At 38.6% G+C, this 20,093-nt stretch carries 22 protein-coding genes and 1 tRNA gene; 11 read left to right on the plus strand and 12 right to left on the minus strand.

Features of this window, described 5'->3' with window-relative positions; genetic code table 11:
* Window positions 1-55 precede the first annotated feature (55 nt).
* The 6 genes from ACSVH6_RS00610 (at window position 56) to ACSVH6_RS00635 (ending at window position 6,327) form a co-directional block, all read left to right on the plus strand.
* Window positions 56-1,144 carry a diphosphomevalonate/mevalonate 3,5-bisphosphate decarboxylase family protein gene (locus tag ACSVH6_RS00610; RefSeq protein ID WP_438074551.1) on the plus strand — a complete coding sequence of 363 codons (1,089 nt, stop codon included), beginning with the start codon at window positions 56-58 and terminating at the stop codon, window positions 1,142-1,144.
* The gene (locus tag ACSVH6_RS00615; RefSeq protein ID WP_438074553.1) at window positions 1,141-2,079 is read left to right on the plus strand and encodes a mevalonate kinase family protein; all 939 of its coding nucleotides are present in this window, start codon (window positions 1,141-1,143) and stop codon (window positions 2,077-2,079) included. Before ACSVH6_RS00610 ends, ACSVH6_RS00615 begins: the two co-directional genes overlap by 4 nt.
* A 16-nt stretch (window positions 2,080-2,095) precedes the next feature.
* Complete coding sequence (locus ACSVH6_RS00620) at window positions 2,096-3,016, plus strand: geranylgeranylglycerol-phosphate geranylgeranyltransferase (protein ID WP_438074555.1); 921 nt, start codon at window positions 2,096-2,098, stop codon at window positions 3,014-3,016.
* A 148-nt stretch (window positions 3,017-3,164) separates the two neighbouring features.
* Window positions 3,165-4,073, plus strand: a complete 909-nt coding sequence (locus ACSVH6_RS00625; RefSeq protein ID WP_438074557.1) for a pseudouridine synthase — start codon at window positions 3,165-3,167, stop codon at window positions 4,071-4,073.
* Window positions 4,074-4,131: 58 nt separating this feature from the next.
* Window positions 4,132-4,494: a nuclear transport factor 2 family protein gene (locus ACSVH6_RS00630; RefSeq protein WP_438074559.1), complete on the plus strand. Its 363-nt coding sequence runs from the start codon at window positions 4,132-4,134 to the stop codon at window positions 4,492-4,494.
* Window positions 4,495-4,560: 66 nt separating this feature from the next.
* On the plus strand, window positions 4,561-6,327 hold the full coding sequence (locus tag ACSVH6_RS00635) for a DUF885 domain-containing protein (protein WP_438074561.1): 1,767 nt from the start codon (window positions 4,561-4,563) through the stop codon (window positions 6,325-6,327).
* A 31-nt stretch (window positions 6,328-6,358) separates the two neighbouring features.
* On the opposite strand, the gene ACSVH6_RS00640 is transcribed toward ACSVH6_RS00635, so the two are convergent.
* Together ACSVH6_RS00640 and ACSVH6_RS00645 are read right to left on the minus strand one after the other, a co-directional pair.
* A complete protein-coding gene (locus ACSVH6_RS00640) occupies window positions 6,359-7,123 on the minus strand; it encodes a hypothetical protein (protein WP_438074563.1) in 765 nt (254 codons plus the stop codon).
* A 150-nt stretch (window positions 7,124-7,273) separates the two neighbouring features.
* A tRNA-Leu gene (locus ACSVH6_RS00645) sits at window positions 7,274-7,355 on the minus strand.
* Between the two features lie 134 nt (window positions 7,356-7,489).
* Here ACSVH6_RS00645 and ACSVH6_RS00650 point away from each other — a divergent pair.
* The gene (locus tag ACSVH6_RS00650) at window positions 7,490-8,878 is read left to right on the plus strand and encodes a dipeptidase (protein WP_438074565.1); all 1,389 of its coding nucleotides are present in this window, start codon (window positions 7,490-7,492) and stop codon (window positions 8,876-8,878) included.
* Window positions 8,879-8,909: 31 nt separating this feature from the next.
* Here the strand turns inward: ACSVH6_RS00650 and ACSVH6_RS00655 are convergent, their stop codons facing one another.
* On the minus strand, window positions 8,910-9,728 hold the full coding sequence (locus ACSVH6_RS00655; RefSeq protein ID WP_438074567.1) for a hypothetical protein: 819 nt from the start codon (window positions 9,726-9,728) through the stop codon (window positions 8,910-8,912).
* 282 nt (window positions 9,729-10,010) lie between these two features.
* On the opposite strand from ACSVH6_RS00655, the gene ACSVH6_RS00660 reads away from it, so the two are divergent.
* Window positions 10,011-11,111, plus strand: coding sequence for a DUF4407 domain-containing protein (locus ACSVH6_RS00660; protein ID WP_438074569.1), 1,101 nt, complete (start codon window positions 10,011-10,013; stop codon window positions 11,109-11,111).
* Window positions 11,112-11,146: 35 nt separating this feature from the next.
* Here the strand turns inward: ACSVH6_RS00660 and ACSVH6_RS00665 are convergent, their stop codons facing one another.
* Genes ACSVH6_RS00665 through hemW form a run of 6 tightly spaced genes read right to left on the minus strand, consistent with a single transcriptional unit; the run spans window position 11,147 to window position 14,921 of the window.
* Window positions 11,147-11,854 carry a PH domain-containing protein gene (locus ACSVH6_RS00665; protein WP_438074571.1) on the minus strand — a complete coding sequence of 236 codons (708 nt, stop codon included), beginning with the start codon at window positions 11,852-11,854 and terminating at the stop codon, window positions 11,147-11,149.
* A gap of 44 nt (window positions 11,855-11,898) precedes the next feature.
* Window positions 11,899-12,270, minus strand: coding sequence for an MmcQ/YjbR family DNA-binding protein (locus ACSVH6_RS00670; protein ID WP_438074574.1), 372 nt, complete (start codon window positions 12,268-12,270; stop codon window positions 11,899-11,901).
* 2 nt (window positions 12,271-12,272) lie between these two features.
* Window positions 12,273-12,629 (minus strand): DUF4260 domain-containing protein, encoded by a 357-nt coding sequence (locus ACSVH6_RS00675; protein WP_438074576.1) that lies wholly within the window; start codon window positions 12,627-12,629, stop codon window positions 12,273-12,275.
* Window positions 12,626-13,027 carry a GNAT family N-acetyltransferase gene (locus tag ACSVH6_RS00680; protein ID WP_438074578.1) on the minus strand — a complete coding sequence of 134 codons (402 nt, stop codon included), beginning with the start codon at window positions 13,025-13,027 and terminating at the stop codon, window positions 12,626-12,628. The genes ACSVH6_RS00675 and ACSVH6_RS00680 overlap by 4 nt, the downstream gene beginning before the upstream one ends.
* A complete protein-coding gene (locus ACSVH6_RS00685) occupies window positions 13,024-13,776 on the minus strand; it encodes a cyclase family protein (RefSeq protein WP_438074580.1) in 753 nt (250 codons plus the stop codon). Before ACSVH6_RS00685 ends, ACSVH6_RS00680 begins: the two co-directional genes overlap by 4 nt.
* 11 nt (window positions 13,777-13,787) lie before the next feature.
* A complete protein-coding gene (hemW, locus tag ACSVH6_RS00690) occupies window positions 13,788-14,921 on the minus strand; it encodes a radical SAM family heme chaperone HemW (RefSeq protein ID WP_438074582.1) in 1,134 nt (377 codons plus the stop codon).
* A 170-nt stretch (window positions 14,922-15,091) separates the two neighbouring features.
* Here hemW and ACSVH6_RS00695 point away from each other — a divergent pair, with 170 nt between their 5' ends.
* Window positions 15,092-15,625, plus strand: coding sequence for a DUF6252 family protein (locus ACSVH6_RS00695; protein ID WP_438074584.1), 534 nt, complete (start codon window positions 15,092-15,094; stop codon window positions 15,623-15,625).
* Between the two features lie 40 nt (window positions 15,626-15,665).
* Here ACSVH6_RS00695 and ruvC read toward each other — a convergent pair whose 3' ends face one another.
* Window positions 15,666-16,220, minus strand: a complete 555-nt coding sequence (gene ruvC, locus ACSVH6_RS00700; protein ID WP_438075748.1) for a crossover junction endodeoxyribonuclease RuvC — start codon at window positions 16,218-16,220, stop codon at window positions 15,666-15,668.
* Window positions 16,221-16,282: 62 nt separating this feature from the next.
* Here ruvC and ACSVH6_RS00705 point away from each other — a divergent pair, with 62 nt between their 5' ends.
* Both ACSVH6_RS00705 and ACSVH6_RS00710 read left to right on the plus strand, forming a co-directional pair.
* On the plus strand, window positions 16,283-17,215 hold the full coding sequence (locus ACSVH6_RS00705; RefSeq protein WP_438074586.1) for a hypothetical protein: 933 nt from the start codon (window positions 16,283-16,285) through the stop codon (window positions 17,213-17,215).
* Window positions 17,197-18,330, plus strand: coding sequence for a glycosyltransferase family 2 protein (locus ACSVH6_RS00710; protein ID WP_438074588.1), 1,134 nt, complete (start codon window positions 17,197-17,199; stop codon window positions 18,328-18,330). Before ACSVH6_RS00705 ends, ACSVH6_RS00710 begins: the two co-directional genes overlap by 19 nt.
* A 420-nt stretch (window positions 18,331-18,750) precedes the next feature.
* Here ACSVH6_RS00710 and ACSVH6_RS00715 read toward each other — a convergent pair whose 3' ends face one another.
* A complete protein-coding gene (locus tag ACSVH6_RS00715; protein WP_438074590.1) occupies window positions 18,751-19,230 on the minus strand; it encodes a hypothetical protein in 480 nt (159 codons plus the stop codon).
* A gap of 2 nt (window positions 19,231-19,232) precedes the next feature.
* The gene (locus tag ACSVH6_RS00720; protein WP_438074592.1) at window positions 19,233-19,610 is read right to left on the minus strand and encodes a hypothetical protein; all 378 of its coding nucleotides are present in this window, start codon (window positions 19,608-19,610) and stop codon (window positions 19,233-19,235) included.
* Window positions 19,611-20,093 lie beyond the last annotated feature (483 nt).

The following is a 20,093-nucleotide window of genomic DNA, read 5'->3' on the forward strand; positions in this document are numbered from 1 at the left end:
AAACGAAACCCAGCTGTTTTTATAAAAAAAGTATCTTTGTCAAAATTTATAATCTATGCTTTCCGAAAAGGATTTTATTTGCCAGAACGCTCCTTCCAATATAATCGAAAAAGGCAGTTTCCAATGGAGTGCTCCCAGTAATATTGCCTTGGTAAAATATTGGGGGAAAAAAGACCGTCAGATACCGGCCAATCCTTCCATTAGTTTTACTTTAAACAATTGTAAAACCATTACCAAAATAGATTTTGCCAAAAAAGACAACCAAAATAATTTTTCTTTCGATTTGCTGTTCGAAGGCCAACCCAAAGAAGAGTTCAAACCCAAAATTCAAAAGTTTTTGGAGCGCATCGCCGATTATTGTCCGTATCTGAAATACTACCATCTGACCATCGCTACCGAAAATACTTTCCCACACAGCTCAGGCATTGCTTCATCTGCTTCGGGCATGGCCGCATTGTCTATGAATATCATGAGTATGGAAAAGGCTTTATACCCAGGAATACCCGATGACTATTTTTTTCAAAAAGCATCTTTTTTGGCTCGTTTGGGTTCGGGAAGCGCATGTCGTAGTGTAAAAGGAAGTATGGTCGTTTGGGGGCATCACAACGAAATAGCAGGTAGTTCGGATTTGTTTGGGGTAACATTCCCATCAGCCATCCACAACAATTTCAAAAACTACCAAGATACCATATTACTGGTAGACAAAGGAGAAAAACAGGTATCGAGTACCATTGGGCATGACTTAATGCACAACCATCCTTTTGCCGAACAGCGCTTTAGCCAGGCACATCACAACCTATCCAACTTAAAAACCGTTTTAGAAAATGGAAATCTGGACGAATTTATCCAGATTGTGGAAAGCGAAGCCTTAACGTTGCACGCCATGATGATGACCTCTTTACCGTATTTCATTTTAATGAAACCCAATACGTTGGAAATCATCAACCGCATCTGGAAGTTTAGAAATTATACGAAAATTCCTGTTTGTTTTACGCTCGATGCCGGTGCTAATGTGCATGTTTTATTTCCCGAAAACGTTAGAGAAGCTGTTTTACAATTTATTACCACCGAATTAGTTGGCTATTGTCAAAATGGTAATTATATTTGTGATACAATTGGAACAGGAGCAATTCAAATTCTATGAAAGGACCCTTATTTTACTCAAAAATACTTCTCTTCGGAGAATACGGAATTATCAAAGATTCCAAAGGTTTATCCATCCCCTACAATTTTTACAACGGAGCATTGAAGGTTGACGAACATCCGTCACAAGATGCGATTAAATCGAATGAAAGCCTGCAACGTTTTGCCACGTATTTGGAGCAATTACAAAAGGAACAACCCGAATTAGTGACTTTCAATTTAGAAGCACTGAAAGCCGATGTGGCTCGAGGTATGTACTTCGACTCCAGCATACCGCAAGGTTATGGCGTAGGTAGCAGCGGAGCTTTGGTAGCCGCTATTTATGACAAATATGCCAATGCCAAAATCACGGTTTTAGAGAATTTAACTCGTGAAAAACTGTTGCAACTCAAAGCCATTTTTGCCCAAATGGAATCTTTTTTCCATGGAAAATCTTCCGGTCTTGATCCGCTAAACAGTTACTTAAGCATTCCGATTTTAATCAATTCCAAAGACAATATCGAAGCTACCGGTATTCCGTCACAAAGTGCTACGGGTAAAGGAGCTGTATTTTTGTTGGATTCCGGAATCATAGGCGAAACCGCTCCAATGGTAAATATCTTCATGGAAAACCTTAAAGAAGAGGGCTTCCGCAAAATGCTGAAAAACCAGTTTGTAAAATACACCGATGCCTGTGTGGAAAACTTCTTGGGTGGCGATATGAAATCGCTCTTCGAAAACACCAAACAACTATCAAAAGTGGTTTTGAATCACTTCAAACCGATGATTCCCGAAGCTTTTCATGGTGTATGGCAACGCGGCATTGACACCAACGATTACTACTTAAAACTTTGTGGTTCAGGAGGAGGTGGATACATTCTTGGCTTTACGCAAGATTTAGAAAAAGCAAAACAATCTTTGAAAGACTATAAACTGGAAGTGGTTTACCAATTCTAATTGAGAAAAACAACCCATGTTAAGCCGTAAAAACAAACTTCGTGTAATGAAAATTATCAGTTTGTTTTCTGTGGTTCGCGGTTACAACATTCCCGTTATTGTCCTGGCACAATACCTTTCCGCTATTTTTATTTTGGCTCCCGAAAACAAGAGAGCCTTGGCTGTGTTGTTCGACTTCAATTTATTTATAATTGTGTTGGCTTCCAGTTTGACGATTGCCTCAGGTTATATCATCAACAACTTTTACGACAGTAAAAAAGATTTAATCAATCGGCCCAACAAGTCGCAACTCGACCGACTGGTCAGCCAAAAAACCAAACTCCAGGTCTATTTCACCGTTAATTTTATTGTGGCGTTGATTGCATTTTTAGTATCAGGTCGCGCGGTACTTTTTTTCTCTGTTTATATTTTCCTGATTTGGTTTTACTCACACAAACTCAAAAAAATATTAGTGGTTGGCAACCTAAGCGCCGCTTTCTTAGCTGTCCTTCCTTTTTTTGCCATACTGCTTTACTACAAACACCTGTACCCTCAAATCTTGGCTCATGCCATGTTCCTGTACTTACTCATTTTAATTCGGGAAATGATTAAAGATTTGGAGAACATTAAAGGCGATATTGCCAATGATTATCAAACGATACCGGTGATGTTTGGCGAAAGTATGTCCAAAAAAATCATCACCTTACTTACCCTTACCACTGTCGTTCCAATTTATTATTTGATTGAAATTTTCGATGTTGGCTATATGGATCTTTACTTTTACATCAGTATGATTGTCTTGATTTTCTTTCTGAAGAAACTTTGGAAATCCAATTCCAAACCCGATTATCTAAAACTACACAACACCCTGAAATTCTTAGTGGTGTCGGGCGTTTTTTCCATTGCACTCATCAATCCTGAAGTATTAATTCACGGCAAAAGATTGTTGAAATTATAATTCGTTTGGAGCGAAAGACTTTGGCAATTGCTGCACCTTTTTCCCGCTTTCCACATTACGAGGTAATTCGTTCCAATCGGGGCTGAAAACAATACATAGCTTTGTCCTTTTAAAAACGTATCTTTGCCGTCATAAATAACAATGAATCATGAACAAGAAGGACGGCAACAAAAACAGTTCGAGAGCCAACAGCTCTCGCCCGAGTTCAAAAAAATCAATCCCCGGAGGTTTGCCAAAACGTTCCCAAAAACCCCAAAAAGCAAAGCCGGCAGCGGATGAAGCTTCTGTAAAAAGAACTCCAAAACCAGCCAAAACTACCGGCAACAATTCTCCTAAACCTTTAAAATCAGACGATATTCGTTTGAACAAATACATTTCCAACTCAGGCGTATGCTCGCGCCGCGATGCCGACATCTATATTCAATCGGGTAATGTAAAAGTAAACGGAGAAGTAGTTACGGAAATGGGATACAAAGTAAAACCGGGTGATGTTGTTAACTTTGATGGTGCTGTTTTAACTCCGGAACGCAAAGAATACGTGCTTTTAAATAAGCCCAAAAACTTTACCACTTCCAACGAAGATGATGCCGACCACCGCAATGTATTGGAACTGGTTCGCGCCGCAACAAAAGCCAAGCTGCAACCCATTGGAAGAATGGACAAGAACACGACTGGGCTTTTGGTATTCACCAATGATACCGATATGATTCGAAAGTTCAGTTTGCCGAATCAGAAATCGACCAAGATTTACCAAGTGACTTTAGACAGAAATCTGAAATTTGAAGATTTGGAAAAAATTGCCGGCGGTGTCACCCTTGACGGTCACAAACTATTCGTTGACGAAATCTCTTATATAGACGGTGAACCCAAAACCGAAATAGGACTAAAACTCAGAACGCCTAACGTAAAAGTAGTTCGCGCCATTTTTGAAAGTTTCAAATACGATGTATTGAAAATCGACCGGGTCGCTTTTGCCGGATTGACCAAAAAGAATTTGCCTCGCGGCAATTGGCGTTTCCTTACCGAACAGGAAATTATCAATTTGAAAAACGTTTAAAAAAACTATATTTACAACATGAAATCCCAAGCAATTTTGGGATTTTTTATTTGAAACAATGTCAGCAGAAATAAACTTATCTATTGCCCATCTTTGGTTTGAAGCATTTAACGCTCATAACCTTGAAAAATTATTGTCATTATACGACGACGAAGCCGAACATTTCAGTCCGAAACTGAAAATCCGACATCCGGAAACCAAGGGCCTGGTTACCGGAAAAGAGGCTTTACGAAATTGGTGGCAAGATGCGTTTGACCGATTGCCCACACTCCATTATAAAGTAACTTCACTAACCTCAAATTCCGATCGTGTTTTTATGGAATACATCAGAACCGTTGTGGATGAGGAGGACATGTTGGTTGCTGAAGTATTGGAAATCAAAGAGGGCAAGATTATTGCCTCACGAGTATATCACGGATAATTTATCATTGCCTTAACAAAACCATTTCATAAAAACCAATAGTTTTACACTACCAAACCATTAACTATGAAAAATTTATATTCCTTTTCAGCCATGCTATGCTTGTCGTTGCTTTTGGTAAACTGCAAATCTGAGAAAAATCCGCAGAATTTTAAAGATATAACAGCTGCTTATTTCAAAGAAAAAAATGAGCTGAATCCTTTAGAAGCGACCCAAAACGGACAGAATCAGTACAACGACCAAATGGTTTTTGAAATGACCGATTCGTACCGAAAAAAGAAAAACGCTTTTTATGAAAAATACTTAACCGAATTAAAAGAAATAGACACCACCCAACTTTCAGAAGAAGAGAAAAACAGCTACGAAATTATCAAATGGGAAGCTGAAGTAGGGACTGAATTACTTAAGCAAAATGCCAATTTAATGCCGATTGAGCAATTTGATGGCACACATATCACCATGGGGCAATTTGCCAGCGCCGAAAGTGCTCAACCCTTCAAAACCGAGAAAGACTATCAGAATTTCCTAAAAAGAATGGATGCCTACACTGTTTGGATTGACTCGGCGATGGTATACATGAAAAAAGGAATGGAGCAAAAAGTAGTGTTGCCGAAAGCTTTGGCCGAAAAAGTAATCCCCCAATTTGAAGAAGTTATCACACCTAAAGTGGAAGACAATTTATTCTACTCAAGCTGTAAAAAATTCCCAACTGATTTCACCGAAGAACAAAAGAGCAATTTGTCAAAACAATATGCGGAACTCATCAATACCAAACTGATGCCGCAGTTTCAAAAACTTATTGCGTTCATGAAAAACGAATATGTTCCGGCTTGTAGAACAACCAGTGGCCTGGGCAGTTTAAAAGGCGGCAACGATTTATACAAAGCCTATGTAAAACAATGGACTACCACCAACAAAAGTCCGGAAGAAATACACAAATTAGGTTTACAAGAAGTGGCACGCATCAAAGCCGAAATGGAAAAAGTAAAAGCTCAGGTAGGTTTTAAAGGAACCATTATTGAATTCTTTGATTATGTGAGAAACAACCCGAAACTGAAGCCTTTCAAAACTCCTGAAGAAGTGATTGCCAACTTTGAAAGAATTCATAAAATCATTGAACCTAATGTAAACCGGTTTTTCTCCTTGCAACCCAAAACACCTTTCCGAATCAAACGAACAGAAGCTTTCAGAGAGAAAACAGCCAGTGCAGAATACATGCAAGGGGCTGCCGATGGCTCCAGACCGGGGACTTTTTATGTGCCGGTTCCTGATGTAGCCAACTACAACACCTATGGCGATGAAGATTTGTTTTTACACGAAGCGATTCCGGGTCACCATTTTCAAATATCACTGCAACAGGAAAACCAACAATTACCTGATTTTAGAAAATTCAATTGGTTTGGAGCCTATGGCGAAGGTTGGGCTTTGTATACCGAAAGCTTGGGGAAAGATTTAGGATTGTATACCGACCCGTACCAGTATTTTGGGATGCTGGGCAATGAAATGCACCGTGCCATTCGTTTAGTAGTAGATACGGGCATCCACAGCAAAGGTTGGACACGCGAGCAAGCCATCAAATACTCGTTAGAAAATGAAGCAGAAAGCGAAGCCAGCATTATTGCTGAAATTGAACGCTATATGGCCATTCCGGGGCAGGCCTTGTCGTATAAAATCGGGCAATTAAAAATCTTGGAATTGCGTCAAAAAGCACAAGATAAGATGAAAGATCAATTTGACATCAAAGTCTTTCACCAAAAAGTATTGGAATCGGGCGTAATGCCTTTAGCTTTACTGGAAAAGAAAATCAACAACTGGATTGCCTCCGGTAAATAAAAAAAGAAAGCCTCTCTATCGAGAGGCTTTTTTAATTGGCCATACTGGTTTCCAAACTTTTAAAATCAATAGGCTTTCCGTCAACATCAAAAAACTCGTAGTTGTATTTCAGTTTGCCATCAATTTCTTCAATCTTGACCAGCATTTGATAAAACCCTTGACTCCATTCTATAATCAAATGGTATTCATAATCCCCTGTGCCAAAGCTCCCCGGAAGGTTACTGGTGTAGATTAGTTTTTTGGATTTTAAATTCAGGGTATTGACTTCTATGTTTTCATAAACCCCTAGTTCCTCACTGTCTACTTTTTTTCCTGTATAATCAATATTGGCTGTTACAGAACTTTTTTTCTTTTTCTCTTTGTTGCGATTATAATCATCTTTAACAGAGAAAATCACATCCTTCAAAGAATTTTTCCCGGCATTCAACAAAAAGAAACGAATCTGATGATGATACATCAGTTTATGAACTTTTTTATTGCCTTCTTCTTGGGTACTGCCTTCACTCAAATCATTATCTGCAATTTCGATGATAGGCATGTTTTGTCCCATGGATCGGCTCATGGCTTCAGATTTTAAACTCTTCAGTTTTTGCTCGTTTTCAGCAACGATTTTGTCTTTCTCTAATATCTCGGCATGGAGCACCTCAATTTGCTTGATGGCTTCATCCAATTGTTTTTGTTTCTCGGCAGAAATAGTATTGGAACTGTTTTTAGTTAGCAAATACACCGATAATGCCAATAAAACAAATCCAAAAATTGCCAATAACGCAGTCATCATAAGCCGGTTCCCTTTCATTTAAATACAATAAATTCAAACTATGAATTAATACAGTAAAAATAACTGCATTTCACCAAGTTGTAAAGATTCCCCAAAAGAAACTTTAAACATTTTATTAACCAATTTATTGAAAATGAAAAAGCTCCGACTTTCATCGGAGCTTTTCAGTGCGGGTAATAGGACTCGAACCTACACGCCTTGCGGCACCAGATCCTAAGTCTGGCACGTCTACCAATTTCGCCATACCCGCAAAATTGTGAGTGCAAATATAGCCATATTTTTCAAATACCAAATCTCAATAACTTTTATTTTCTAAAAATTTTGGGATTTGAGATTTCTGCATTCGGAATTTGTATATTTGACATTATCATTTATTAAACCAAAATGGACAACATAAAAAACTACGTTCAACAAAACAAAGAACGTTTTATCAATGAATTAATCGAATTGTTAAAAATCCCTTCCGTTAGTGCTGACAGTGCCTATGCACAGGACGTTATTGACACGGCCAATGCTGTAAAAACTTCTTTGGAAAAAGCCGGTTGTGATTTGGTCGAAATTTGCGAAACACCTGGCTACCCAATTGTATACGGTGAAAAAATAATCGACAGGAATTTGCCAACGGTTTTGGTATACGGACACTATGATGTACAACCACCGGACCCTATGGAGTTGTGGACATCGCCTCCATTTGAGCCGGTTATCAAAACTACTGACATTCATCCGGAAGGAGCCATTTTTGCCCGCGGCGCCTGTGACGACAAAGGCCAAATGTACATGCATGTAAAGGCGTTTGAGTATATGATTCAAAACAACTGTCTTCCATGCAATGTTAAGTTTATGATTGAAGGCGAAGAAGAAGTCGGTTCCAAAAGCCTAGGTTGGTTTGTAGAAAGAAATCAGGATAAATTGGCCAACGATGTGATTTTAATTTCTGACACCGGTATGATTTCCAACCAGCAACCTTCAATCACAACAGGATTGCGTGGTTTGAGTTATGTAGAAGTAGAAGTAACCGGACCTAACCGCGATTTACACTCAGGGTTATATGGCGGAGCAGTAGCAAATCCGATAAATGTTTTGACTAAGATGATTGCATCGTTACACGATGAAAACAACCACATTACCATCCCCGGATTTTATGACAAAGTGGAAGAATTATCCGCAGCGGAAAGAGCTGAAATGGCCAAAGCCCCTTTCTCTTTAGAGAACTATAAAAAAGCGTTAGACATTGATGATGTTTTTGGCGAAACCGGTTATGTAACCAATGAAAGAAACTCCATTCGCCCTACATTGGATGTGAACGGCATCTGGGGAGGCTATACCGGTGAAGGAGCCAAAACTGTGATTGCCAGTAAAGCCTATGCTAAAATTTCGATGCGTTTAGTACCGAATCAGGATTGGGAAGAAATCACGGAATTATTCACCAAACATTTTGAAAGCATAGCTCCCAAAGCTGTTAAAGTAAAAGTAACACCACATCACGGAGGACAGGGTTATGTGACGCCAATTGACAGCATCGGCTATCAAGCTGCGTCTAAAGCTTACACCGAAACTTTCGGAGTTCCGGCCATTCCGGTGCGTTCCGGAGGCAGTATTCCTATTGTGGCTTTATTTGAAAAAGAACTAAAATCCAAAACCATCATGATGGGATTTGGCTTAGACAGTGATGCTATTCACTCGCCAAACGAACACTTTGGTGTTTTCAATTATCTGAAAGGTATTGAAACCATACCGTTGTTTTACAAATATTTTGTTGAATTAAGTAAATAAAAAGGCGGCCTCAGGGCCGCCTTTTTATTTATTATTTGACCAGCTCATGCACCGACTTATAAATATAATCAGCATGTGTGCCATCGTAATATTTTCCGAGTTTTTCATTAAATTCTTTCCGTTTCGCTTCATCCGGCCAAGCTGTTTTAAATAAATCCCTGTTTTTATTCAAAGCAGCATCCAAATCTGCTAAAGAGTCAACTAAAAACACTTCTGTAAATTGTGTATTATCTGCTCCCCAGGCGTGTCGGTTAGGATAATACGCTTTGATTAAATCATTTTTATTAATTACAGCATCAAAATACTGTTTGGTTAGGTCTTTGTATTCTTTATCTGTGCCTTCTTTCGGATAGGTAAAATGACTTACTCTCACATAATAAATCATATCCTTATCAAAATTGCTTTTAGGTATTTTCCCTCCGGGAATGGTAGCATAAATTTCATCTGAATGATTATGGGCATAATATTCATTTCTCTTTTCGAAATAAGCCTTACGTGCTTTTTCATCAGGCCAAGCTGCTTTTATAAGCTCTTCATCTTTATCGCCGGCTTTTTCAATGTCTTCCCATTTGGCGTAAGTTGTAACTAATAATATCTCTGTATTGTCAGCCGTGAAATTGTGAAGCAGCACCTCCTGCCCTACAATCAAGGGGTTCTTCTTAGTCACTTTATCCAAATACTCCTTCTCCGTTTTGATCCACTCATCCATAGAAAAATTCTTCAGGTTCATATTCCAATGGAGCTTAGTTACTGTTACTAAGTAACTTTTATCATCTTGAGCAAAACTTTTATTGCCCAATAGCAGCAAGCCAAAAAGCGCTACTAAAAAAATCATTTTCAATGTTTTCATAATTTCAAAATTTGTGATTTATAATTGGTTATCGATTACAAATTTGAAATTTGGGACAGAAAAGACTTGAGGGTGTTTTTTTTGAGGACTACTAATTTACAATTTTTTATTAAGTTATATTGCTGATAATAAATTATTTACACAAACAACATTAAATGGGCTCGTTTCTTAAAAAACATATGATTTATAATACAATTGTCAAATTAATTTCCACATTCAGAACCCTTTGAAACTTTTGGCTTTAAATTTGTACTAATCATTATCAATCAAAAATAAATCATCATGTTAAAACGTTTTTTCCTCCTGTGTTCCGGTGTCGATAAAGACATAGTGAACTCCTGCTCTAACGGTGAGCAAAACAAATATGCCGGGATTGGCGCCACCGTTTTCTTTACTGCATTTATGGCATTCCTGGCCGCTACTTACGCTCTTTATACCGTTTTTGATCAGGTATATACATCCGTTTTCTTCGGATTGATATGGGGGTTATTAATCTTTAATCTTGACCGATTTATCGTTTCCACCATCAAAAAAAGAGAACGTTTTTTGGATGAATTCATACAGGCTTCTCCGCGGATTGTGTTGGCGGTCATCATTGCTATCGTGATTTCAAAACCATTGGAAATCAAAATTTTTGAAAAAGAAATCAACACCGTCTTACTAAAAGAAAAAAACGAATTGGCTGCAGCCAACAAAACGCAGGTCAGCAATTACTTCAAAGCGGATGTAGACAAAAATAAAGCCGAAATCGACAGTCTGAAATCGAGCATTACCAAAAAAGAAAAGGAAGTTGCTTCTTTATACAATTCCTATATCACCGAAGCCGAAGGAAGTGCCGGGACTAAAAAAATCGGGAAAGGTCCCATCTATAAGGAAAAACGAGCTGCTCATGATTTGGCAGCCAAACAGTTAGATTCATTAAAGATTATCAATGCTAAAAATATAGCCGAAAAAGAAGCGAAAGCGAAAACACTTCAATCAGATTTGGATAAAAAGGTTGCAGAAACACAGCCTGTCATTGACAATTTTGACGGTTTGATGGCTCGTATCCATGCACTCAATAAATTACCGTGGTTGCCCTCATTTTTTATCATGCTATTATTTTTAGCAATCGAAACTTCACCCATCATTGCCAAATTATTATCTCCAAAAGGAGAGTATGATTTCAAACAGGAAGACATGGAAATGGGAATTAAAAATATCATCGCTCAAAATCGCTTTCAAAGTGAATTGCAGAAACAAACGGATGCGGAAATTTATGATAAAGTATATGCCGACATCAAAACTGACAAAGAACTCTACCTCTATAAGAAAAAAGGTGCTTTGGAATTACTGAAACTTCAGGCTGACGGTTTCGTAGACAAACAGAAAAAATCATTGTAATAAAAAATCCCTTTCTGCTCGAAAGGGATTTTTTATTACATATAACTCAAAATTTCTTTTTTCAATGCATCATATTCGCCTTGCATAATCAATCCATTATCCAAAAGCTTTTTATAGTTCTGTAACTTTTCGAATAATTCGTCTTGCGACAATTGGCTTAGCGCTTTCTCATTTGACTCCGGTTTTTCATCCGGAAATTGCTTCTCATCTCTGTATCCTGATTGAGATACCGGAATGATTTCAGCAAAATCAGTCACCTCTTCCACAACAACTTCTTCAACCGCTTCCGCTTCTTGAAACGAACCCAAATCTTTTGGCTGTTCCTGTACCGGCATTTCTGCTTTAGGATTCTTAAGAGCATCCATTTGCTCTTTGGCAAAGGTGTATAGTTTTCTGGCTTGATTTTTAGGCAAATAATCTACCGTATGCGTTAATTCAGATTTAGTGCTGAAAGTGAAATCGGCTCCCAAAATCCCTTCTTTCACAAAACTGGCCGCAACATCATCCCAATCGTAATCAACAAACTCCATGGACAATCCCAAATTCTTTGGTTTGCATAGAATGATGCGTTTGTTCGTCACGACTATGCTGTCAGGCAGTATAGTAACAGCCGGTTTTTTCTGAACAGCGATATAACCAATTTCTTCATTGGTCATCAATAAATTATTCAGCTTAGATGTGATTTTCTCAATCGCCTTAGGGTCTTGGTCTTCGTTTAATATTTTCTTTAAATTATCTAACATGGTTTGATTTTTAATGTCCGGCAAATTTTCTGCAAAAGTAATGCCTAATTCTCATTTTCGAGAATTTCGTTTTGAATTTTTTTAGTCAAACTTTTGAAAACCAAATCATAGGAATGGTTGATGAACTCACAAATCAATTTGTCAGACACATCACGGTTAAAATCAACCGTATTCCAATGGGTTTTACTCATGTGAAAACCGGGATGCACCCCTTCATATTCCGCCCGCAGTTCCTCGTTTTTCTCGGGGTCTCCTTTTAAATTGAGTGCCGGCGTGCCTTTTTCCCATTCTTTTAAAGAAGTCAGACAAAACATTTTCCCGCCTACTTTAAACACCAAGGTATCTTCATCAAACGGAAAATGTTCCGTAACTCCTTTTTTAGAAAGACAATATTCGTAAAGTTGTTGAATATTCATTTTTATTGCTTTTTACCTATTTCACCCAAATGAGTGTATTTGAACCCTTTTTCATATTTCAAACCATATCCAAGCATTCGATCCATAGATGCATGTGCCAATAGTATGATACCGATTAATTGCAACCCATGATTTACAGTGATGGTACCCAACAAATAGATTAAAACCGCTATTCCTCTATGGTGAAAAAGGTTGTAACTCACCGCCCCTGTTTTGTTTCCAAAGACATACCCAATCATTGATACATCAGGAGCCAAAATCAATATTAAAAACCACCACCAGGCAAAAGAAAGCTGACTGAACATGAATATTCCCAAAAGAAACAATCCCGCTTCCTCTAATTGAATTGTTGTTTTCATTTTATTACTTTTTCCATCATTTTCTCCGGATGTGCCAAGGCGGTAAATCCGAATTTCTCATATAAAAAATGCGCATCCGAAGTGGCCAATCGCCAAATCTTTACCTGCTGCAGTTGGGGCTCTTTCATCATCGCCTCAATCAGAATAGAAGAATACCCCTTTCCGCGGTGCTTTTCATCAATAAAAACATCCATCAAATAGGCAAACACCACATAATCAGTAATCACACGGGCAAAACCAATTTGTTTTTCATCCAAATAAATCCCGAAACACACCGAAGCATCAATAGTCGTTTGCACCTCTTCCAAGGTTCTCCCGGCCGCCCAGTAAATATCCTTCAGGAAATTTTGAATAAACGGTAAATCCAATTTGCTTTTATCTGTAGAAACAGTAATCATAGGGCATATAAAATGGGTTTGCTAGGAGAAGCGTCATTTTCAAAGGAAGCGATTTGTAAATTTAAAACATAACTTCCGTCTTTAATATCATTCTTTACAAAAACCATTTCGGTAATCGTACAATCCAATCGGGCATCAGCATTTAGATTATTGACCTCTTTCACATTCCAAAATGCTTTGTGAGCCAACAGCTTTCCTTCGTCTTCTTCCCGGTCCACACTGGGTAAATCTATCAATAAATGCTTGATTCCTTGTTCGCGCATGAAAGCTGCCGCAGCCTCTTCAAGGTACGGCGGATTGGTGTGGGAATAATTTTTATGTTGTTTGGCTTCGGTATTGGGTATGGTTCTGATGACAAGCGCTTCAGGGTTTTTTTCGTTTAAAACCGTTTCGATTTGTTTTTTGGTAATAATCAAATCTTCCTCTTTTTCTTCCGGCTTTACGGAAACCAATTCGGCCATAAAAAAGAACTGCTTCAGGCATTGATTAATACTGTAAAATGCTTTGGTGATATGACCGAGACATTCCGTGTGTGTTCCGTGTCCGTGAGGATTGAAGAAAATGTTGTTGAAATTTGTCGAGCTGCCTTCCGAAACTTTCCCTATCCAATCCCCAAATTTTACCGGCTCTATAGTTGGTTTTTCAATATACCAGGCAATCGGATTGGCTTCAGTATTGGATAAAGGAATCGAAATATCGATGGGTTTTGATAAGTCGATTTCGAATTGATTATTAATGAGTGCTTTCAATGGAAATGATTTTACTCCAAATTTAGCAAAAACAAATCACTCGCAATCCCATCTCCCAAAAACTTCCCGCTTTTAGTGGTTCGCAGAATGTTATCGTCTACATACAACAAGTGATCTTCGATATACTTTGCCGCCTGTTGGTTCAGATATTCCAAATAGGACTTACCAAATTCCGCCTGAATCCTGTCCAAAGAAACACCCCAAATGGTTCGGAGTCCTGTCATGATGTATTCGTTGTACCGGTCTGTTCGGGTTAAGGTTTCTGTTTCCGAAGGCAATTGATTTTCGACTATATCTTTTAAATAACGTGAATTATTCGACACATTCCAGCTTCGGGAAACTCCGTTATAACTATGCGCCGATGGACCAATGCCTATATATTTTTTACCCAACCAATAACTCGAATTGTTTTTAGAAAAATAGTTTTCTTTCCCAAAATTGGACAACTCATAATGGATGAATCCGTTGGCCTCAAGTGTATCCACCAGCAAATGAAAATGTTCCTGAGCCAACTCATCATCGAGTGGCGGGATAATTCCTTTCTGAATAAAGGAATGCAAAGCCGTTTTGGGCTCCACGGTCAAGGCATAACTGGAAATATGCGGAATATTATACGACAAAGCTGTTTCAATATTCTGAAGCCATTTTTCATGACTCATCCCCGGCATGCCGTAAATCAAATCAATGGTAATGTTATCAAAATAGCGGGTAGCTATTTCCAAACATTTTTGGGCTTCCGCCGAATTGTGGGCACGGTTCATCAGCTTCAAATCGTCTTCAAAAAACGATTGTATGCCAATACTCAAACGGTTTATTCGGTTGTTTGACAATTGAATGATGCGCTCTTCGGTTAAATCATCCGGGTTGGCTTCAACTGTAATTTCAGGGTTTTCAGCTACATCGTAATTGTGGTAAACGGCATCAATCAACAGTTGCAAATCCGAAACTTCCAAAATACTGGGCGTACCTCCGCCAAAATAAATCGTCTCTACCACCTCATCGTTAAACTCCTCCTTGCGCAACGCAATTTCCTTGGCCAAGGCCGCAACCATTTCATCTTTCTTCTTTAACGAAGTCGAAAAATGAAAGTCACAGTAATGACACGCCTGCTTGCAAAATGGAATATGGATGTAGATGCCGGACATAGATTTGGCAAATATATTCAATCTCTATAGAACTTCCCTTCTATCAAAGCGTATTAAAAGACAATTCGGGCTGTGTCAAAATTTATTCTGTTTTTTCCTAAAAAAAACAGTCTTACAACTTTAACCAATCAATTAAAATTCTATTTTAGCATAAACAATAAACTCTCTTTATGAAAAAAATCGCTTTTTTACTGCTAACTGTATCGTTAGCATTAACATCATGCTCCTCGTCATCTGACAGCGGAAGCACAGAACAAATTCCAACTTATGCCATGACAGCAAAAATCAATGGCACAACATTCCAAGCCAATAATCCCTTTGGCGGCAACATGTTTTCAACCACTAACATCTGGAGTTATTTCCCTTTGGAAGATTACGTGATGCTACAAGGAAGATCCGGTGGGGTTTGGGGTAATCCCGAAATTAATATCTGGTTAAAAAGATCCGATATTGCAGTGGGTACTTATACCCTTGGTCAGGAAACCTTTGACACCCCCCCTTCTCATTTTATTGATTTAATCGATAATTCTAATAATATTTCTGAAAATACGAAAAACGGAACCATCATCATAACGGAAGTAAATACTACAACTAAAATTGTAAAGGGAACTTTCCAGTTTAACACGGTTGATGATCTTGAGAATCAAACTACTCCTGATTATACAATCACTGAAGGAACCTTCAGATACCAATATGCTGAATAAACAGCCATTAAAATAAAAAAATAGCCGGAATTTCTTCCGGCTATTTTTTTACTCTATTTTCATTCTGCTTCACAAAAGCATCCCAACCGCTGTAACTCTTACTGCCAATCACTTTCCCCGAATTGAAAAAATGACACACCGCCGCCGCCAAACCATCGGTAGAATCCAGGTTTTTAGGCAATTCTTTCAACCCTAACAGTTGCTGCAGCATTTTAGCCACTTGCTCTTTACTGGCATTTCCGTTACCGGTAATGGCCATTTTTATTTTCTTGGGCTCGTATTCCGTAATCGGAATTTGACGCGACAATCCGGCTGCCATGGCAACTCCTTGTGCTCTTCCCAATTTCAACATGGACTGTACATTTTTGCCAAAGAAAGGAGCTTCAATGGCAATTTCATCGGGATGATGGGTTTCAATGAGTTCAATCGTGCGCTCAAAAATAACCTTGAGTTTAGTGTAATGATCGTCATACTTACTCAGAATCAATTCATTCAGTTGCAGAAACTCCATCTTTTTGTTGACCACTTTAATCAGTCCAAACCCCATAATGGTAGTCCCCGGGTCAATCCCTAATATGATGCGTTCGTTTGCCATGCTTAAGTTAATCGTTTTCAAATAATGATACCGTCATTTTCAAATTGACTACTTTTGTACCAATGATTTCAATTCCTCACAAAGCTAAGCAATTCGCCGTTTTTATCATCAAACTTTTGATTGTAACTGCCGCCTTTTATTTCATTTACAACCAACTCGTTCATAATGACCAATTAGACTGGCCCAAATTCACCGCGCTACTCAAAAAGAAGCAATCCGTCGCCGGGATTTTGTTCTTGCTCTCCTTTAGTGTGGCCAATCGTTATCTCGAAATCCTAAAGTGGCAAAACTTGGTGTCTCATTTGAAACCCATATCCGTTGGCGAATCAACAAAACAAGTCCTGGGAGCCTTGACCGCCGGAATTTTCACGCCAAACGGACTCGGAGAATACGCCGGAAAAGCACTGTACTTTGAAAAAACCAAAACCAAAAAAATCATTTTCCTCAACCTCATCTGCAACGGAATTCAAATGGTCTTAACCATACTGTTTGGAACGATGGGTTTGTTCGTATTGGGCTATTGGCAATGGGCATCAGCAATTCTTTTATTGGCTGTTTTCTTTTATCTGATATCCATCGCCTCAAAAAACATCAAAATAAAAGGCTACTCTATTCAAAAACTCACACATAAAATAAACGAGATTCCCAAACGCATTCATCAAAAAAATATAGTGCTGGCCATCCTCCGCTATTTGGTTTTTTCGCATCAATACTATTTTTTATTTCTGGCTTTTGATGTAGATTTACCCTATCTGACGATGATGGCTACCATCGCCACTGTTTATTTTTTGGCGTCTTCCTTACCGAGTTTTCAGTTCCTTGATTTTGCCGTAAAAGGAAGTGTTGCGGTGTATTTCTTCGGAAAATTAGGGGTCAACGAGTGGATAGTGGTGTTCATCAGTACCCTGATGTGGTTTTTGAACGTCGTGTTGCCGGTAGTTATCGGCAGTTATTTTGTCTTAAAATTTAAACCGAAATGGAAACAAGCACCTTAGTTTTAGTCCTCATTTTAATCGCCTACACCCTACTCATTCTCCAGTTGATTTTGGGGTATAACAAAGTAAAATCGTTTAAACGCACCGAGGCAACACCCAAAACCGCTTTCACCATCATTGTCCCTTTTCGAAATGAAGAAAAGAACCTGCCCAAGTTGTTGCGTTCTTTTTCCAAACTGAATTACCCGCGCGAGTTGATTGAAATTATCATGGTAGATGATTTCTCTACAGACAAATCCGAACGCATTTGCATACAGTGGCGCGTGCAGCATGACGACATTGATACCACCCTTTTAGAAAACCTCAGACTCACCAATTCGCCCAAAAAAGACGCCATAGCCCGAGCCATGCCCATTGCCAAAAACGATTGGATTATCACCACCGACGGCGATTGTACGGTGCCTAAAAATTGGTTGCATACCATCGACAATTACATTCAATCCCACCACCCCGAAATGATCGTGGGTGCTGTAGCGTATAAAACCAAGAACAACTGGTTCCATCATTTCCAACAATTGGACTTACTGAGTTTGCAGGGAACCACTATAGGCAGTTTTGGTATCGGTAAGCCTTTTATGTGCAATGGTGCTAATTTTGCCTACACCAAAAAATTATTTCGGGAACTTGATGGCTTCAATGGAAATGAAAAAATAGCCGGCGGCGATGATGTATTCCTGCTGCAAAAAGCCGTGGCCAAAGCACCCGAAAAAGTGCATTACCTCAAACACCTGGAAACCATTGTCAGAACCAAACCCGAGAACGATTTGTACAAACTCTTTATGCAAAGGGTTCGCTGGGCAGCTAAAACTACCGGCTATCAAAACACCTACGCCAAACTTTTGGCTTTAGTAGTGTTACTAATGAACCTAAGCTTGGTCACAGGAGGTATCGCATCCGTTATGGGCCTGTTGGACTGGAGAATCGTTCTGACCGTCTTTTTAATCAAATATGCCGTTGACTATGCCCTGCTCTACAAAGCAAACAAATACCTGCTAAAAGGCAAATGGGTACTCCCATTGGCAAGCAGTCTGGTCTATCCTTTATTCTCAAGCTCAGTAGGAATCTATTCGCTGTTCGGAAGCTTCAGCTGGAAGGGAAGAACCTTTAAAAAATAATCCAATAGCTTTTCGGTTAAATTACAAAAAGGAAACCCTTCGCAAAAAAACACACCGTTTTTGCAAAAATCGAAATGAATGAAACACAAATCAAAATCGGCCACGCCTAAACCGAAACCGGCAAAGCTTGAAACGAAATGAGATAAGCTTAAATCGAAATGAGTGTTGCCTGAAACGAAGCGGGTAGTACTCAAATCAAAATAATCAAAACACAAAACGAAACGTGCTAAGCTCAAACCGAAATGAGGTAAGCTTAAATCAAAATAATCGTTGCCTGAAACAAAACGGGTGTAATTCGAATCGAAATCAGTAAGACTCAAAACGAAATGAGGTAAGCTAAAATCGAAATCTGTTTTGCACAAAACGAAACCTGCAAAGCAAAAATCAAAATAAAGAAAGGATAAAGGAAACCGGTAAAAACTATTCCTGCTTAATAATCACCGGCAACACAAACTGCGTCTTCACCGGAATACCTCTTTTAATCGCCGGATTTACTTTAGGAAAGTCTATCAATCGGGCGTGCAGTATACTGTCTATTTTAATCGTATCATAAGCCACCGAGTCTTTGGGAAATTGGGGCTCAAAAGTTAAAGAAGCATTAGGCAAAACGGTGACTTTAACCTCAATCGTATCCAGTTTAGGGAATAAAGTGGCCAACGTATCTACCGCCAGTTTTTGTTCAATGACGGTTTGCATAAAATCAAAAAAACATTGCTTGCGCTGCAGGGCATCTGTCAGGGTTTCACAATCAGCCACCGAAGGATATTCATCTACTTCCTGCCAGTTGATTTCTTTCATTTGCTTCTCGAGCAACTCTTGTTCCGTAGGCACCCGCTTCTCAAAGTATTGACAAGATTGCAGCAGTAGAACACCCAGCAGTATTGGTAAGAGCTTTTTCAAGATTAATGTTTTTTGGATTGTAAATAATCAGCATAGCTTTTAGCCAACCATTCTTGTTTTGTACGGAGCGCCTCTTCTTTTTGCTCTTTGTATAAAAGACCTAATTTTTCAGAATAGGCCGCTATTTTAACGGTATAACTATAGAACTCTTCTTTGGTAAGTATCAACTCCGGATTTTTTTGCTTTTGGAAAAACTCAAAAAACAAGGCATCAAATTCCTTCTTATCGTAGGCCTGGGCCTGTCTCTTATACTTTTGATACAACACTGCCTTCAACGGTCCGTCGGGGTCACCAGTTTGTTTATCCTGAGCAAAAACACTGCCGGTTAAACAAACCAACAAAAGAGTGCAAAAAGAAAGCTGTATTATTTTTTTCATCATCGAATCAAAAATAAAGAAAAAAAACCAATGTTCCTAAAAGCAAAAAAGCCATCCCTGTTAAGGGAAAGCTTTTCATTGGTCTAACTACTAAACCTTGATACGAGTTACAAATTCGTATCGAAACAACACAACTAATCTTAGATACTTTCTTGGAAGCCGAAAACAAGTTCTTTTAAGAATCTTATTTTGGGCAAAAAAGGTTTTCATTGCTGAAAACCTTTCCCAATTTTAGCGGTCTGGACGGGACTCGAACTCGACCATATATTTTGAGTAAATACTAGGCTTTACAAAGGTTGGAATTAAATAGGTAATGTCCTAGGGGATGTTTCCTGTAAATTTCAACAGTGCAAATATATCATTTTATTCAAAAAAAACACTCCCTAATCTCTTTTTTTAAATAAACTGTCATTTAAAATTCATTTTTTGTAGTTTTTTTCCTTAAAAATAGGCTCTTAATGTTATTTTAATGTTATATTTATGTTA

The sequence above is a fragment of the Flavobacterium sp. XGLA_31 genome (assembly GCF_051547105.1).
Lineage (GTDB): Bacteria > Bacteroidota > Bacteroidia > Flavobacteriales > Flavobacteriaceae > Flavobacterium.